The sequence below is a fragment of the Kitasatospora cheerisanensis KCTC 2395 genome (assembly GCF_000696185.1).
Lineage (GTDB): Bacteria > Actinomycetota > Actinomycetes > Streptomycetales > Streptomycetaceae > Kitasatospora > Kitasatospora cheerisanensis.
In genome coordinates this window covers 4,647,164-4,663,706 of the sequence record NZ_KK853997.1, presented here as the reverse complement: position 1 = coordinate 4,663,706, position 16,543 = coordinate 4,647,164, and the positions used below count along the sequence as shown (strand labels likewise).

General features: G+C 77.2%; 10 protein-coding genes and 1 pseudogene. 2 read left to right on the top strand and 9 right to left on the bottom strand.

Annotated features, from left to right (window positions below; genetic code table 11):
- Nucleotides 1-45: 45 nt before the first annotated feature.
- Nucleotides 46-1,275 carry a 5-aminolevulinate synthase gene (gene hemA / locus KCH_RS21245; RefSeq protein ID WP_035865196.1) on the top strand — a complete coding sequence of 410 codons (1,230 nt, stop codon included), beginning with the start codon at nt 46-48 and terminating at the stop codon, nt 1,273-1,275.
- 133 nt (nt 1,276-1,408) lie between these two features.
- Nucleotides 1,409-2,851, top strand: coding sequence for an AMP-binding protein (locus KCH_RS21240; RefSeq protein ID WP_341865398.1), 1,443 nt, complete (start codon nt 1,409-1,411; stop codon nt 2,849-2,851).
- Nucleotides 2,852-2,944: 93 nt separating this feature from the next.
- Here the strand turns inward: KCH_RS21240 and KCH_RS44735 are convergent, their stop codons facing one another.
- The 9 genes and pseudogenes from KCH_RS44735 to KCH_RS47265 all read right to left on the bottom strand — a co-directional run.
- On the bottom strand, nt 2,945-3,115 hold the full coding sequence (locus KCH_RS44735) for a response regulator transcription factor (protein ID WP_244305385.1): 171 nt from the start codon (nt 3,113-3,115) through the stop codon (nt 2,945-2,947).
- A gap of 17 nt (nt 3,116-3,132) precedes the next feature.
- Complete coding sequence (locus KCH_RS44730; protein ID WP_035865194.1) at nt 3,133-3,624, bottom strand: hypothetical protein; 492 nt, start codon at nt 3,622-3,624, stop codon at nt 3,133-3,135.
- A 73-nt stretch (nt 3,625-3,697) separates the two neighbouring features.
- Nucleotides 3,698-4,648, bottom strand: coding sequence for an AfsA-related hotdog domain-containing protein (locus KCH_RS21225; protein WP_051653296.1), 951 nt, complete (start codon nt 4,646-4,648; stop codon nt 3,698-3,700).
- Complete coding sequence (locus KCH_RS21220) at nt 4,645-6,048, bottom strand: NAD(P)/FAD-dependent oxidoreductase (RefSeq protein WP_051653295.1); 1,404 nt, start codon at nt 6,046-6,048, stop codon at nt 4,645-4,647. The genes KCH_RS21225 and KCH_RS21220 overlap by 4 nt, the downstream gene beginning before the upstream one ends.
- Before the next feature lie 36 nt (nt 6,049-6,084).
- Nucleotides 6,085-7,089: a beta-ketoacyl-ACP synthase III gene (locus KCH_RS21215; RefSeq protein ID WP_035865191.1), complete on the bottom strand. Its 1,005-nt coding sequence runs from the start codon at nt 7,087-7,089 to the stop codon at nt 6,085-6,087.
- A gap of 24 nt (nt 7,090-7,113) precedes the next feature.
- Entirely contained in the window at nt 7,114-7,878 is a 765-nt protein-coding gene (locus KCH_RS21210; RefSeq protein WP_051653294.1) for a thioesterase II family protein, read from the bottom strand.
- A 7-nt stretch (nt 7,879-7,885) separates the two neighbouring features.
- Nucleotides 7,886-11,347, bottom strand: a complete 3,462-nt coding sequence (locus KCH_RS47275) for a type I polyketide synthase (RefSeq protein ID WP_425268911.1) — start codon at nt 11,345-11,347, stop codon at nt 7,886-7,888.
- On the bottom strand, nt 11,269-12,174 hold the full coding sequence (locus KCH_RS47270) for a KR domain-containing protein (protein WP_425268910.1): 906 nt from the start codon (nt 12,172-12,174) through the stop codon (nt 11,269-11,271). The genes KCH_RS47275 and KCH_RS47270 overlap by 79 nt, the downstream gene beginning before the upstream one ends.
- Nucleotides 12,175-12,895: 721 nt before the next feature.
- Nucleotides 12,896-16,393 (bottom strand): annotated as a pseudogene (locus KCH_RS47265) (type I polyketide synthase); the annotation flags it as partial.
- Between the last annotated feature and the right edge of the window lie 150 nt (nt 16,394-16,543).

Sequence of the window (16,543 nt, the reverse complement as noted above, 5' to 3'; positions counted from 1 at the left end):
CGAGCGGGGGCCGGACCGGGCCCGGCAGAGAGCGAGTTGACCACGATGACCCAGCACCTGGACTTCTTCACCGCCGAGCTGGAGCAGCTCGGCCAGGCCAAGCGGTCCTTCCTGGAGATCGGCCGGCGGGCCGGCCGGTTCCCCAGCGCCACCGCCCGCACCGGCGCTCCCGGCGGCGACCGGGAGATCAGCGTCTGGTGCAGCAACGACTACCTCGGCATGGGCCAGAACCCGTCCGTGCTCGAAGCCATGAAGAACACCGTCGACGCGTTCGGCGCCGGCTCCGGCGGCTCCCGCAACATCGGCGGCACGAACTACTACCACGTCCTGCTGGAGCAGGAGCTCGCCGCGCTGCACCAGAAGGAGGCGGCGCTGATCTTCAGCTCGGGCTACACCGCGAACGACGGCGCGCTGACCGTGCTGGCCGGCCGGATGCCCGGCACCCTGGTGTTCTCCGACGCGCTGAACCACGCCTCGATCATCGACGGCCTGCGGCACAGCGGCGCCGAGAAGCTGATCTTCCGTCACAACGACACCGCCCACCTGGAGGAGCTGCTCGCCGCCGCCGACCCGGAGCGGCCGAAGCTGATCGTGCTGGAGTCGGTGTACTCGATGTCCGGCGACGTGGCGCCGCTGGCGGAGTTCGCCGAACTGGCCCGCCGCTACGGGGCGACCACCTTCATCGACGAGGTCCACGCGGTCGGCATGTACGGCCCGGAGGGCGCCGGCATCGCCGCCCGGGAGGGCATCGCGGACGGCTTCGACGTGGTGATGGGCACCCTGGCGAAGGGCTTCGGCACCGCGGGCGGCTACATCGCCGGCCCGGCCGCGCTGGTGGAGGCGGTCCGCTCCTTCTCCCGCCCGTTCATCTTCACCACCTCGCTGCCGCCGGCGATGGCCGCGGGCGCGCTCGCCGCCGTCCAGCACCTGCGCTCCAGCGACACCGAGCGCGAACGCCTCGCCGCCAACGCCCGGTTGCTGCACCGGCTGCTGAACGGCCACGGCATCCCGTTCGTCTCGCCGCAGTCGCACATCGTCTCGGTGCTGGTCCGCGACGACCTGCAGTGCCAGCGGGCGTCGGCGCTGCTGCTGGACCGGCACGGCATCTACGTGCAGGCGATCAACGCGCCCAGCGTGCGGGCCGGCGAGGAGATCCTCCGGGTCGCGCCGTCCGCCACGCACACCACCTCGGACGTGGAGAAGTTCGCCGAGGCGCTGGACGGGATCTGGACCGAGCTGGGCCTCCCCCGCGAGCCGGCCGCGGTCGCCCGCTGACCACCCGGCCCACTGCCCCCGGCCCGCCGGGCGGCGGCCGTCCGTCCGTCCGTCCGACGAGAGGAGTCCCCATGTCCCTGTCCCTGGCGGCGGTGCTGGCCGAGTCCGCGGCCGGCGCCCCGACCACCCGGCGGTGGTGCTCGGCGCCGAGGCCGTCGGCTACCGGGAGCTGTGGCTGCGGGCCCGCCGGTTCGCGGCCGCGCTGGCCGGCGCCGGCATCCGGCCCGACGACCGGGTGGCGCTGCTGATCGGCAACGAACTCGCCTTTCCCGCGGCCTACTTCGGCGCGCTGGCGGCCGGCGCCGCGGTGGTGCCGGTGCACGCCCTGCTGAAGGCCGAGGAGATCGGGTACGTCCTGCGGGACGCCGGCTGCGCCGCCCTGGTGTGCGCCGACGCCCTGCTCGGCGAGGGCGCCCCGGCCGCGGCGGCGGCCGGCGTCCCGCTGCTGACCGTCGGCTCGCCCGCGGAGCGGCCCGGCGCGGTCCGGCTCGACGTGCTCGCCGAGCGCGCCGAGCCGGTCCGCGCGGCGGTCCCGCGGGAGCCCGGGGACGTGGCGCTGGTGCTGTACACCTCCGGCACCACGGGCCGCCCGAAGGGCGCGATGCTGACCCACCTGAACCTCACCATGAACGTCACCGTCGGCATGGAGTCGCCGTTCGACTTCCGCCCGGAGGACGTGCTGCTGGGCTGCCTGCCGCTGTTCCACTCCTTCGGGCAGATCTGCGGCATGGCGACCTGCTTCCGGGCCGGCGCCACCATGGTGCTGATGGAGCGCTTCGACGCGGCCCGGGCGCTGGCGCTGATGGCGGAGCACCGGTGCACGGTGCTGATGGGCGTGCCGACGATGTACCTGGCGCTGCTCGACGCGGCCCGGCTGGACCCGCGCCGGCCCCCGCTGGACCGGGTGTACAGCGGCGGGTCGGCGCTGCCGGTGAGCGTCCTGGAGGAGTTCCAGGAGGTGTTCGGCTGCCCGATCTACGAGGGCTACGGGCTGACCGAGACCGCCACCTCGGTGGCCTACAACCAGCGGGCCTGGCCGACCCGGCCGGGCACCGTCGGCCGGCCGCTGTGGGGCATGGAGGCGGAGATCGCCCGCGCCGACCTGGACGACCGGATCGAGCTGCTGCCGGCCGGCGAGGTCGGCGAGATCGTGATCCGCGGCCACAGCGTGATGGCCGGCTACCTGGGCCGCCCGGACGCCACCGCCGAGGTGCTGGTGGACGGCTGGTTCCGCTCCGGGGACCTCGGCGTCAAGGACGAGGACGGCTACCTGTCGGTGGTCGACCGGAAGAAGGACATGGTCCTGCGGGGCGGCTACAACGTGTACCCGCGCGAGGTGGAGGAGCTGCTGATGCGCCACCCCGCCGTCGCCGAGGTCGCCGTGGTCGGCCTGCCGCACGGCCGGCTGGGCGAGGAGGTGTGCGCGGTGGTGCGGACCGCGGCGGGCGCCCGGCCCGGGCCGGAGCTGGGGCGGAGCTGGTCGCCTGGTGCCGCGAGCGGATCGCCGCGCACAAGTACCCGCGGCTGGTCGAGTTCGTGGACGCCTTCCCGCTCGGCCCCAGCGGCAAGGTCCTGAAGCGGGAGCTGGTCGCCGCCCTGACCGGCTGACGGCACGACGGAGGGGCGGGCGGCGCGGTCCTCGCGCCACCCGCCCCTCCGCCCGTCGCGGTCAGACCGCCAGCAGGCCGTCGTCCATCGCCCGGACCACCGCGAGCGTGCGGTTCGGGCAGTTCAGCTTGGCCAGCACGTTCCCGACCAGCCGTTTCACCCCGTGCTCGGAGATCAGCAGCCGGCGGGACACCTGCTTGTTGCTCAGGCCGTCCGCGAGCAGCCGCAGCACCTCCAGCTCCCGCGGGGTCAGCGCGGGACGGCCGGGCCGCGCTGCGGCGCTCCCGGCGCGGCGGTGCGGCCGCCGGTGAGGAAGCGCTGGGCGAGGGCCGCCGACACGAAGAACTTGCCGGCCAGCACGTCCGCCATCGCGTCGGCGAGCGTCCACGGTTCCAGGTCCGTCGAGTCGAGGAAGCCCCGCGCGCCGCAGCTGGCCAGCCACGGCGCGTCGCAGGCGTCGGGGCCGTCGACCAGCAGCAGCAGGCCGGGACCGTCGGCGCACAGCGCGCGGACCGCCTCGCGCAGCGGTTCGAGGTCCAGGTCGGCCGCGGCGGCGAGCACCAGGTCGAGCCGCTCGCCCCGGTAGCCGCGCACGTCCTCGCCGCCGAAGCCCAGCCGGCGCACGGTGTGCGTGGCGGCGCCGGTGGCGGCCCGGATCATGCCCTCAATGCCGTAGCGGTGGATCTGGTTCCGGACGACCAGGGCGATCTGCCGCCCGGCCTGGTCGGGGTGGACTGTCACTGTGACGCTCCTTCGGGGGCGAGGCACCGCCCCGGTCCCGGGCGGCCTCGGGGCCTTCGGGGCCTCGGGGGCCTCAGGGGTACGGGGTGAGCTCGATCCGCCCTTCGGCGAGCTCCGCGCCGAACTGGTGCAGGCCCAGCCGGACCTCGACCCGGCCGTCCGGGCCGGCCGTCGGCTCGGCCGAGTACTCCAGCGGCGCCTCGAACTCGCCGAAGTCGGCGAAGGTCGTGGTCAGCGCGGTGAACGCGGCGACCGGGGAGGGCAGCAGCCCGGCCCGGACGGCGGCGAGCAGCCCGGCCTGCCGGAAGCCCTCCACGATGAACGGGCCCGGCACGTGGTCGTAGTCGTGGTCGAAGTAGGAGGGGTGGCTGCGGTCGATCACCAGCGGGCAGCGCCCCTGCGCGGTCTGTTCGCCGACCACGATGTTGCGGGCGTCGCGCCGCCCGACCAGCTCGGGCGGGACGGCCGCGGCCGGCGTCCAGGGCGCGATGTCGGCGAGCGGCTTGCGGGCCCGCTGGAAGGCCCGCAGGGTGTCGTAGTCGCCGCGCGGCAGGAACACGACGTCGCCGCCGATGGTCATCACGGGGGTGCCGTCGACGGACAGTTCGCCGTCGAGGGTCATGCTGCCGAGGTCGCCGCCGCGCGGTTCGCGGACGGTGCGGTAGCGCAGCAGGCCCTGCAGCGGGGCTCGTTGGCCGTCCCGCAGCGGGGCCAGGCCGGAGACCACCCGGAAGCTGAACCGCTGGAGGCTGAACGGCAGGTCGAGCGGGATGCCGAGGTGGCGGTGGACCACCACGAAGCAGGCCTGCCGGGCGGCCTCGGCGATCGCGAACGGGTCGTGGAAGGGCACGGTGCGGTCGCCCCACAGGCTGTGTGCCCGGGGGATCTGCCAGGCCAGCAGGAACTCGTCCTCGCCGAGCGCGGCGGAGTCGGTGACGAAGACCTCGCCGACGGCCCGCCGGTGGGCGATGGCGCGCGGCACGGTCCGGTCGAAGGTCAGGGTGGTCGGCGGTGCGCTGGTCATGAGCTCCTGCTTCCTCGCTCGGTCGGCCCGGTGCCGCTGCCGGCCCGGGTCCGCCGGCCGGCGTCGGCCGGCTCGGCGGGCGGTTCGAAGACCGGTCGGCTGCTGCGCCGCCGCCGGCGGACCTCCTCGCGCAGGGTGGCGCCCAGCTCGCGGACGAACGCGCCGCGGCCGCTCTCGGGGCTGGCGAGCCGGCGGGCGGTCGCGGCGAGCACCCGGCCCGGCGAGATCGCCTGCGACGGGCCGGCCCGGTGGCTGAACAGGTCGAGGAACGCGCCTATCTCGCCCTTGGCGTACAGGTTCGCGGCGACCTCGGCGACGATCGGCGGCAGGTCGCCCTCCCGGCCGAGGTCGGTGGCCAGCCAGTAGTACTCGGCGTACTGGCGGTCCCGCCAGCGGCCGAACGCGGCCGTCGCCCGGTCGAGTTCGGAGTCGGGGCCGCGCAGCGCCCGGACGATCGCGGGCGCCAGGTGTTCGGCCTGGTGGAAGGCGTCGGCGATGCCGCGGCCGGCGGCCGGGTCCTTGAAGTGCCCGGAGTCGCCGAGCAGCACCCAGCCGGGGCCGGAGGGCTCCCGGAAGTAGCCGTCGAAGCGGAGGATGCCGTAGATCTTGTCGGCGACCTTGGCCTCGGCGAGGGCCTCGGCGACCGGCTCGCAGCTGCGCACGTGGTCCAGCAGGGACTCCTGCCGGTCGGCGCGGAACGCCGCCTTCTCGCCCTTCTGCGGCGACACCCCGACGATGTACAGGCCGTTGTCGGCGGGCCCGGCGAAGATGTGCCGGTCGTCCCAGCGGTGGAAGACGAAGGTCGACGCCGCGGCCGGGTCGGCGCCCTCGAAGTAGGTCCAGTAGTACCAGCGTTCGTTGCGGGTGACGTTGTACCGGCGGGCGCCGGTGTGCTTGGCGACCAGCGACTCCCGGCCGTCGGCGCCGACCACCAGCCGGGCCCGGATCCGGGACTCGGTGCCGCGGTGCACGAACCGGACCCCGGCGACCCGGCCGTGCTCCTCCAGCAGGCCGGTCACCTTGGCGCCCATCCGGACGTCCGCGCCGGCCTCGACCGCGGTGTCGGCGAGGATCGGGTCCAGCACCTGGCGGCGGATGCAGGCCGCGCCGCCGACGGAGCCCGGGAAGGTCGGGAAGTCCGCGACGAACCGGAAGTCGCCGAGGCGGGTGTCGGTCCGCGTCATGAACGGGGCGCCGGTGGCCCGGATCCGGTCGAGGACGCCGAGGCGGGCGAAGAACGCCAGCGCGTCGGCCTGGAGCATGTGGGAGGAGAGCGTGGGCTGCGGGAAGGTCGCCTGCTCCAGCACGGCGACCTTCACTCCGCGCCGGGCGAGCAAGGCGGCCAGCGGGGAGCCCGCCACCCGTGCGCCCACCACGACCACGTCGAACTGCTCTGCCAAGACAACTCCTTGAGGGGTGCGGAGGGCGCGGCGCGGCTAGGGAAGCCGGACCACCTGGGCGGCGTAGGCCAGGCCCGCGCCGAAGCCGATCAGCAGCGCGAGGTCGCCGGACTCGGCCGACCCCTCGCTGCGCAGCCGGTCGAGGGCCAGCGGGACGGAGGCGGCGGAGGTGTTGCCGGACTCGGCGACGTCGCGGGCCACCACCGCGTCCTCGCGCAGGTCCAGGGACTTGGCGAGCGCGTCGACGATCCGCCGGTTGGCCTGGTGCGGGACGAACACGTCGATGTCGGCCATGGTCAGGCCGGCGTTCTTGACGGCCTGCCGGCCGACGTCGCCCATCTCGGAGATCGCCCAGCGGTACACGGTGGGGCCCTGCATCCGCAGCGCGGGCGCGGTCCCGCTCTGCTCCTGCCCGGCCGGGGCGCCGGCGTGGGACATCCGGATCACGTCGCCCTGCGTGCCGTCGGAGCCCCAGACCACCGGCCCGATGCCGGGCGTCCCGGACGGGCCGACGACGACCGCGCCGGCGCCGTCCGCGAACAGGAAGGCCGCGGTGCGGTCGGCGGGGTCGACGATGTCGGTCATCCGCTCGGCGCCGATCAGCAGGACGTGGTCGGCGCTGCCGGCCCGGACCAGGTCGCCGGCCAGTGCCGTGCCGTAGCAGAAGCCGGAGCAGGCGGCGCTGATGTCCAGCGCGCCGGGCGAGTCGACGCCCAGCCGGGAGGCGACCTCGGCCGCCACCGACGGGGTGCCGAGGCGGTGCGACATGGTGGCGACGATGACGCTGTCCACCTCGGCGGCGGTCAGGCCGGCGTCGGCGAGGGCCGCCGCGCCGGCGGCGGCGGCCATCACGGCGAGGGTCTCGTCGGGGGCGGCGAAGCGGCGGGTGCGGATGCCCGAGCGGGCGAGGATCCACTCCTCGCTGGAGTCGATGTGTTCGCAGATCTCGGCGTTGCCGACCACCCGGGGCGGGCGGAACGAGCCGGTCCCCATGATGCGGCTGTGGCGCAGTTCGGGGTGGTGCCCCAGTTCTGCGGTCATGGTGTCCCCTGTCCTCATCGGTCGTTACCGGGCGGCGCCCAGGCGCCGGCGGACGACCGCCAGCACCTGTTCCTCGTGGTCGCCGAGGCAGAAGTGCCCGCCGTCCAGACGGTGGATCTCACAGTCGGCGGCGGTGTGGCCGTGCCAGCCGGCGAGTGCGGCGGCCGGCACCGTGCGGTCGCGGTCGCCGGCGAACGCGGTGACCGGGCAGCCGAGCGGCGGCCCGGCCGCGTACCGGTGGGCGGCGGCCAGTTCGAGGTCGGCGCGCAGCGGCGGCAGGAAGTGGGCGAGCAGGTCCGGTTCGGCCCGCACGGCGGCCGGGATCCCGGCGTAGTGGCGCTCGACGGTGCGGATCAGCTCCTGGTCGTCGGCGGGCACCTCGACGGGCAGCCGGTCGTCGGGGGCGGCGCTCGCCGCGGTGATCAGGTGGACGGGCGGCGCCCCGCGGCGCTGGAGTTCGCGGGCCACCTCGAAGGCGACCATGGCGCCCAGGCTCTGCCCGAACAGGGCGTACGGGCCGCCGACGCGGGCCTGCACGGCGTCGGCGAACTCGGTGACCAGCGGCTCCCAGCGGGTGGCGAACGGCTCGGCGGCGCGGCCGGCCCGGCCGGGCAGCACGGCGTGCCACACCTCGATGTCGGGGCCGACGGCCTGGGCCCAGCGCGGCGCGGCCGGTGCGGCGCCGGAGTGCGGGAAGCAGATCAGCCGGAGCCGGGCGCCGGGCACCGGACGGGTGCGGCCGAGCGGTTCCGCGGTGACCCGGCGCAGGTCGTCGGGGGCGATGGGCATCGGGGTCTCACTCTCCGGTGGTCGGGTCGTCGTCGGGCCCGGGGCCGGCCGCGGAGGCGGCGTCGGCGGCCAGGCTCTTGGCGACGGTGCGGGCCAGGGCCAGCGGGGTGCCCTCCTCCAGCAGTGCCTGGAGCGGCACGGCGACGGCGAAGTCCCGTTCGATCCGGTTCTTCAGCTCGACGATGGCCAGCGAGCCGAGGCCGAGGACGTCCAGCGGCCGGTCGACGGGGATGTCGGCGTCGGCGTCGAGTCCGAGCGCGGCGGCGACCCGGGCGCACACGTAGCGCACCAGGGTCTCCTCCAGTTCGGCGGGCGAGCGGTCGGCCAACTGCCGGGCGGTCGGCGCGGCGTCCGCGGTGTCCGCGGCGTCCGGCCGGGCGGCGGGCCGCGGCCCGGCCGGGGCGGTCCCGACGACGGGGTGCGGCTCGAACCAGTGGCGGCGGCGCTGCCACGGGTAGGGCGGCAGCGGGACGTGCCGGGCGGGCGGCGGGAGCACCGCGTCCCAGCGCAGCGCCAGGCCGGCCCGGTACAGCTCGCCGAGGGCCTCGCCGAGCGCGTCGCGGGCGGGGGCGGCGCGGCGCAGGCTGCCGACCACGGTGTGCCGGTCCTCGCGGCCCTCCAGCACCGCGCCCATGTCGCGCTGCAGGACGGGGTGCGGGCCGATCTCCACGAAGACGGTGACGCCGTCGCGGGCCATCGCGTCGACGGCGCCGGCGAACAGCACCGGCTCGCGCAGGTTGCGCCCCCAGTGCGCGGGGCCGAGGTCGGCGGCGCGGACCCGGTCGCCGGTGACGGTGGAGTACTGCGGCAGGCCGCCGACCCGCGGCGTGAGCTGCCACATCCGGTCGGCGAGGACGGTGTCGCAGCCGTCCAGCAGCGGGCTGTGGAAGGCGTACTCGACGGGCAGCCGCCGGGTGCGGGCGCCGCGTTCGGCGGCGGCGGCCTCGACCAGGGTGACCTTGTCGGGGTCGCCGGCGACGACGGTGGAGCGCGGCCCGTTGACGGCGGCCACGGCGATCCGGCCGCCGGCCTCGGCGACCAGCGGGGCGACCTCGGCGACCGGCAGCGCGATGCCGCTCATCGCCCCGCCACGCGCGCCGGCCTCGGTGATCCGGGCCCGGGCGATCATCAGCTCGAAGGCCTGCCGGCGGTCGAGCGCGCCGGCCGCGCAGGCGGCGACGATCTCGCCCATGCTGTGCCCGGCGACGGCGTCGGGCTCGACGCCCCAGGAGCGCCAGAGCGCGGCCAGGCCGAGTTGCAGGACGGCGATGCAGACCTGCGCGATCTCGGTCTCGTGCATGCGGCTGAGCGGTTCGGGCTTGGCGAGTTCGTCCAGCACCGACCAGCCGGCCAGTTCGCGGACCACGGCGTCGCAGCGCTCCGCCTCGGCGCGGACCACCGGCTCGTGCTCCAGCAGGTCGCGGCCCATGCCGGCCCACTGGGTGCCCTGGCCGCTGAACACGAACGCGACCCGGTGCCCGGCGGGGTGCGGGCGCAGGAACTCGGGCCACACGGCGGCGAGTTCGGCGGCCAGCGCGGCCGCGTCGGCGCCGGCCGGCGCGATCCGGTAGGCGTGGTGGCTGCGGCCGTGGACGGCGGCGGCGCAGAGTTCGGCCGCCGCCGCGTCGTCCAGGCCGGCCAGCCGTTCGGCGTACGCGGCGGCCAGCCGGCCGAGCGCGGGCGCGCTGCGCGCCGACAGCGGCAGCAGCAGCCGGCCGGGCGGGGCGGGCGGCGGCTCCGGCGGGGCGGCGGGCCCGGGCGGGCCTTCGAGGATGACGTGCGCGTTGGTGCCGCCGAAGCCGAAGGAGCTGACGGCGGCCAGCCGTCCGGGCCGTTCGGGCAGGGCGGTCGGCACCGTCGGCACGGTGAGCCGGCTGCCGTCGAGGTCGATCTCGGGGTTGAGCCGCTCCAGGTGCAGGTGCGGCGGGACCTGGCCGCGGTCGAGCACCAGCAGGGCCTTGAGCAGGCCGATGATGCCCGCGGCGGCCTCCTGGTGACCGAAGTTGGTCTTCACCGAGCCGATCGCGCACGGCTGTTCGCCGGCGCCGTACACCTCGCGCAGCGCCTCCACCTCGATCGGGTCGCCGAGCCTGGTGCCGGTGCCGTGCGCCTCCACGTACAGCACGTCGGCGGCGTCGGCGGCGGCGTCGTCGAGGGCGCGGCGCAGCAGTTCGCCCTGGGCGCGGGGGCTGGGCGCGGTGAGGCCGTTGGCGCGGCCGTTGTGGTTGACGGCGGTGCCGCGGACCACGCCGCGGACGCGCCGGCCGTGGGCGCGCGCGTCGGACAGCCGTTCCAGCAGCAGGATGCCGCAGCCCTCGGAGCGGACGATGCCGTCGGCGGCGGCGTCGAAGGTGCGGCAGCGTCCGCCGGTGGCCAGCGGCAGCACCTTGCCGGTGGCGTTCATCATCGACTCGGCGAGGACCAGGTTGACCCCGCCGACCAGGGCGAAGTCGCACTCGCCGGCGCGCAGCGCGCGGGCCGCCAGGTGCAGGGCGACCAGCGAGGAGGAGCAGGCGGTGTCCACGGCCAGGCTGGGGCCGTGCAGGTCGAGCAGGTAGGAGAGCCGGTTGGCGGCGATGCTGTGGGCGCCGCCGGGGGCGGTCCAGGCGGTGATGTCGGCCTGGCCGGCGAGCTGGGCGTTCAGGTAGTCGGCGCCGTACAGGCCGAGGAAGACGCCGGTGCTGCGTTCGCGGAGGCGTTCCACGGGCAGTCCGGCGTCCTCGACGGCCTCCCAGGCGGCCTCCAGCACCAGGCGCTGCTGGGGGTCCATCCGGTCGGCCTCCTCGGAGCCGATGCCGAAGAAGGCGGCGTCGAAGCCGTCGACGCGGGCCAGTTGACCGGACATCAGGCCGGTCGGGCGGCCGGTGCCGTCGCGGCGGCCTGCCGGGTCGTCGAGCCACGGGGTGACGGCGTCGGTGCCGGCGTCGAGCAGCCGCCACAGCGCGTCGAGGTCCTCGACGCCGCCGGGGCGCGGACGGCCGCGCCGACCACGGCGAGCGGTTCGGTGCGGCGCTGCTCGGCCGCGGCGAGCCGGGCCCGCGCGTCCTGCAGTTTGATCAACGCCTGTTCCAGCAGCCGCCGTTGGCCGGCGGCGGTGGGTGCGGTCATATCTCCCCCTCCGCTTCGAACGCATCCAGCTCGGCCGCGAGCAGGGCCGCGACCTGTGCGTCGTCCAGGCCGGCCAGGTCGGCCGGGGTGGTGGGCGGCCCGGCCGGCGCCCGGGTGCCGCGGGCGCCGCGGCGGCGGGTGCGGCGGCCGGGCCGGCGGGCGGCTCCAGTCGGGCGAGCAGTTGCTCGGTGAGCGCCTCGACGGTGGGGTACGCGTACACCAGCGTCGCGGAGAGCCGCAGGCCGAGCGCCGTCTCCAGGCGGCCGCGGAGTTCGATCGCCATCAGCGAGTCGAAGCCGAGGTTCTGGAACGGCACGTCCGCGGCGACCTGGCCGGGCCGGGCCCGCAGGACCTGCCGCACCTGCTCGGTGAGGTGCTCGGCGAGGACCCGGGAGCGCTGCGCCGGGGTGTCGGCGGCCAGCAGTTCCTCGCGCACGGCCGGGCGGCGCCGCGGCCGCCGTCGGCGCCGCCCTGCGGCAGCAGCGGGGCGAGCAGCTCGCGGGCGGCGGGCCAGACGCCGGCCGCGGCCAGCCGGTCGGGGACGAGGGCGAAGACGGCAGTCTGCGGGTGCCGGCCGCCGACGGCCTCGTCCATCAGCCGGATCGCGGTGTCCGGGTCGAGCGGGGGCACGCCGCGGGCGGCGAGCCGGTCGGTGCCGCCGCCGGTGGCGGCGAGGGTGTCGCCGGCCCAGGTGCCCCAGGCGATGCTGCGGCCGGGCAGGCCGAGGGCGGCCCGGTGCGCGGCGAGGGCGTCCAGGAAGGTGTTGGCGGCGGCGTAGGCGCCCTGGCCGGGCGAGCCGATCAGGCCGGCCAGCGAGGAGAACAGCACGAAGGTCTCGACCGGGTGGTCGCGGGTCAGCTCGTGCAGGTGCCAGGCGCCGGCCGCCTTGCCGGCCAGGACGCGGGTCAGCGCGGGCCCGGTGACGTCGGCCAGCAGCGCGTCGTCGAGGACGCCGGCCAGGTGGACCACGCCGCCGACCGGCGGCAGGCCGTCGGTGCCGTCCGCGCCGTCCGTGCCGGGCAGGGCGGCGCGCAGCGCCTCCCGGTCGGCGACGTCGACGGCGGCGGTCCGGGCCCGGCAGCCGTCGGCGGCCAGTTCGGCGATCCGCCGCCGGGCCTGCTCGGAGGGCTCGCCGCGGCCGAGCAGCAGCAGGTGCCGGGCGCCGCGGTCGGCCAGCCGGCGGGCCACCCGCAGGCCGAGCGCGCCGAGGCCGCCGGTGATCACGTACGTGCGGTCGGGGCGCAGCGGTCCGCCGCCGGCCGTCCCGGTGCGGGCGGCGTCGGCGAGCACCGGGGCGAGCAGTGCCCCGGCGTGCACGGCGGCCTGGACCGGGGGTTCGGCCGCCAGCAGCGCGGTGGCGGCGGCGTCGAGGTCGGCGGGGCCGGCGGCGGACGGCAGGTCGAGCAGTGAGCAGCCGCTGTCGGGGTGCTCGTTGTGGATGGTCCGGCCGAGGCCCCACAGGGCGGCGCCGGTGGGCGCGCCGTCCTCGGGGCGGGCGTTCGGGGCCTGGGTGCCGGCGGTGAGCAGCCAGAGCCGGGGCGGGGCGCCGGTGCTCCACTCCCGGCCGGTGAGCTGCTGGGCGAGGTGCAGGGCGGCGGCCGTCCGGGTGTGCAGGGCGGCGGCCGGCTCGTCGGCGGCGGGTGCGGCGGCGCGGGTGTCGACGACGCCGCGCAGCGGTCCGCCGGCGTCGACGGCGGCGAGCACGGCGGCGGTGCCGGGGTCGGCGGCGCCACCCGGGTGCGGGCGCCGTCGCGTTCCAGCCGGGCGGCGAGGGCGCGGGCGAGCGGCCGGGAGGCGTCGTCGGCGAGCAGCAGCCAGCGGCCGGGGTCGGCGGCGGCCCGGGCCCGTAGGGCTGCCAGCGGGTCTCGTGGACCCGGCCGTCCTCGGGGCGGCGCGGTGCGGCGAGGCGCAGCCGGAAGCCGGTGGCGGACCAGACGGGGGTGCCGTCGGGGGCGAGCACGGCGACGTCGGCGGTGATCTCGCGGCCGTCGGCGTGCCGGACCACGGCGTGGCACCAGGCTTCGCGCAGGGCCGTTCCGTCCTGCCGGGAGCGGACCAGGTCGGCGCCGACGGGCAGCGGCAGGGCGCCGTCGCGGGCGGCGTCGGCGCCGGCCGCGGCCACGGTGTGCAGGCAGGCGTCGAGCAGCGCCGGGTGCAGCGGGGGCGGGCCGGCGGCGAGTCCGGCGGGCAGCCGGACCAGGGCGAGCGCCTCGCCGTCGCCGACGGTGAGCCGTTCGACGGCGCGGAAGCGCGGGCCGTAGCGCAGTCCGGCGGCGGCCAGCCGCTCGTACAGGGTGTCGACGGGCAGGTCCTCGGGGCAGCGCCGGGCGAGGTCCTCGGGGGTGCCGGGGGCGGTGGGCGGTTCGGTGTCGGCGGTGGTGCCGAGGGTGCCGGTGGCGTGGGTGACGGGGCTTCCGGCGGGCGGGCAGGAGGTGACGGCGAAGTGCTGCCGCCCGTCCGGGCCGGGCCGGACGCTCAGCTGGAGCACGGGGTTGCCGTCCTCCTCGCCGAGCGGGCAGGGCTGGGCGAAGGCGACCTCGCGCAGTACCGCCGGCGCACCGCCGGTGGTGGCCGCGGCGGCCCGGGCGGCGGCGGTGAGCCAGTAGGCGCCGGCCACCAGCGGGACGTCCTCGACCAGGTGGTCGGCGAGTTCGGGTGCGGTGTCGAGGCCGATCGGCAGCTCCCAGAGCCGCAGGCCGGGGTCGACGCCGACCGGGATCCGTGCGCCGAGCAGGCCGCCGTCGGCGCTCCGGCCGGGGGCGCCGCGGCCGGGGCGGGCGAGCGGGAACGGCCGGCGCTGCCAGCCGTGCCGGGGCAGCGGGGTGTGGGCGGGGGTGCCGGGGTGCAGGGCCTGCCAGTCGACGGGGCAGCCGGCGGTGTGCAGGGCGCCGAGCGCGCCGAGCAGCGCGGCGGGTTCGTCCTGGTCGCGGCGGAGTGCGGAGACCACCAGCGCGTCGGTCCGGCCGGCGTCCTCCAGGTGGTCGAGGACGGGGCGGGCCAGCACCGGGTGCGGGGTGATCTCGACGAAGGCGGTGTAGCCGTCGGCGAGCAGCCGGCCGAGCGCGGGCCCGAAGCGGACGGGCGCGCGGACGTTGGTCACCCAGTACTCGGGGCCGAGCTCGCGCCCGTCGACGGGCCCGCCGGTGACGGTCGAGTACAGCTCGACCTCGGCGGGGCCGGGCCGCAGCCCGTCCAGGGCGCGGCGCAGCCGGGGCTGCAGGGGTTCGACCTGGGGGCTGTGGGCGGCGAACTCGACGGCGATCCGGCGGGCGAACACGCCGCGGCCGGCGAGCTGCGCGAGCACGTCCTCCAGCGCGGGCACGGTGCCGGACAGCACGGTGGCCCGGGGTCCGTTGAGCGCGGCCACGGACAGTTCGTGCTCGCGGCCGGCGACCAGCCGGGCGGCGTCGTCCGCGCCGAGCTCGACCAGGGCGAGGCCGCCCTGTCCGGAGATCTCGGTGAGCAGCCGGCTGCGTTCGCAGACGAGTTGCGCGGCGTCGGCGAGCGGGAGCGCCCCGGAGACCTGGGCGGCGGCGATCTCGCCCATGCTGTGGCCGATCACGCCGGCCGGGGCCAGGCCCCAGGAGCGCAGGGTGGCGGCCAGCGCGACCTGGGTGGCGAACAGGGCGGGCTGCACCTCGGCGGTGCCGGAGACGACCAGCCCGTCGGCGTCGCTCCACAGCGAGCGGCCCAGGTGGCGGGCGATCGCGGCGTCGGCCTCCCGGATGGCGTCGCGGAAGGCGGGGACGGCGGCGGCCAGCCGGCGGCCCATGCCGGGCCGCTGCGCGCCCTGGCCGGGGAAGACCAGCGCCACCTTGGGTTCCTGGCGGGCCACCGGGCGCGGCCCGGCGACGCCCGCGGCGGGCGCGCCGGCGGCGACGGCGGCCAGGCCGTCGGCGAGCCCGGCCGGGTCGGCGGCGACCACGGTGGCGCGGTGCGGGCCGTGGTCGGTGCGCAGCGCGGCGGCCGCGGCGGCGCGGGCCGTCCAGTGCGGGTCCCCGGCGTGGGCGCGGGCCTCCGCGGACCAGGCGGCGGCGCGGCGGCGCAGCGCCTCGGCGGAGCGCGCGGAGACGGGGACGAGCAGCGGCGCGGCCTCGCCGTCCGGCCCCGGTCCGGGGTCGGGGTCGGCGGCGGGCGGGGCGGCGGTGAGCACCAGGTGGGCGTTGGTGCCGCCGAAGCCGAAGGAGGACACGCCGGCGGGGGCGGGCCGCCCGTCGTCCAGCGCGGGCCACGGCTCGTTGTCGGCGACCACGGCGACCGGGACGGCGTCCAGGCCGAGCATCGGGTTGGGCTTCTCGTAGTGGACGGTCGGCGGGAGCTGCCGGTGGTGGACGGCCAGCGCGGTCTTGATCAGGCCGGTGATCCCGGCGGCGGCCTCCAGGTGGCCGACGTTGGACTTGACGGAGCCGATCCGCAGCGGCCGTCCGGCGGGCCGGCCGTCGCCGAGCACGGCGGCCAGCGCGGCGACCTCGATCGGGTCGCCGACGGCGGTGCCGGTGCCGTGCGCCTCGACGTAGCCGATGTCGGCGACGGGCAGGGCGGCGGCCCGGTAGGCGTCCCGGAGGACGGCCCGCTGGGAGGGCCCGTTGGGTGCGGTGAGGCCGTTGGTGCGGCCGTCCTGGTTGACGGCGCCGCCGCGGATCACCGCGTAGATCCGGTCGCCGTCGGCCAGTGCCCGGGGCAGCGGCTTGAGGACGACGATGCCGGCGCCCTCGCTGCGCACGTAGCCGTCGGCGCGGTGGTCGAAGGGCTTGCAGCGGCCGTCGGCGGCCATCAGTCCGCTCCGGCTGAAGCTGAGCGCGATCCGCGGGCTGGTGATGACGTTGACGCCGCCGGCCAGGGCGAGGTCGGCCTCGCCAGTGCGCAGGGCCTGGCAGGCGAGGTGGACGGCGACCAGCGAGGACGAGCAGGCGGTGTCGACGACCAGGCTGGGGCCCTGCAGGTTGAGGCCGTAGGAGATCCGGTTGGCGATGATGCTGAGCGCGCCGCCGGTGCCGTCGTAGGGCTGGATGCCTTCGAAGGAGCTCCACAGCGCGGTGCCGTGGTCGAAGGTGGAGACGCCCATGAACACGCCGGTGCGGGTGCCGGCCAGCCGGCCGGCGGGGATGCCGGCGTCCTCCAGGGCCTCCCAGGCGGTGTCGAGGGCGAGCCGCTGCTGCGGGTCCATCCGTTCGGCCTCGCGGGAGGAGATGCCGTGGAACTCGGCGTCGAAGCCCTCGATGTCGTCGAGGAAGCCGCCCCACTTGGTGTTCATCCGGCCGGGCACGGTGATGTCGGGGTCGTAGAGGGCGTCGGCGTCCCAGCGGTCGGCGGGGACTTCGCGGACGGCGTCGACGCCGCCGGTCAGCAGCCGCCAGAACTCCTCGGGGCCGTCCGCGCCGGGCAGCCGGCAGCCGATCCCGACCACGGCGACCGGCACCGGCCCGGCCGCCTCGGCGGCGGCCTCGGCGGGGCGGGGCGGCCGCGGCGGAGGCGGCGGGTTGGTCGGCGCCGAGCGCGGCGATGTGCGCGGCGATGTCGTCGACGGCCGGGTAGTCGTAGGCGACGGTGGGGCTGA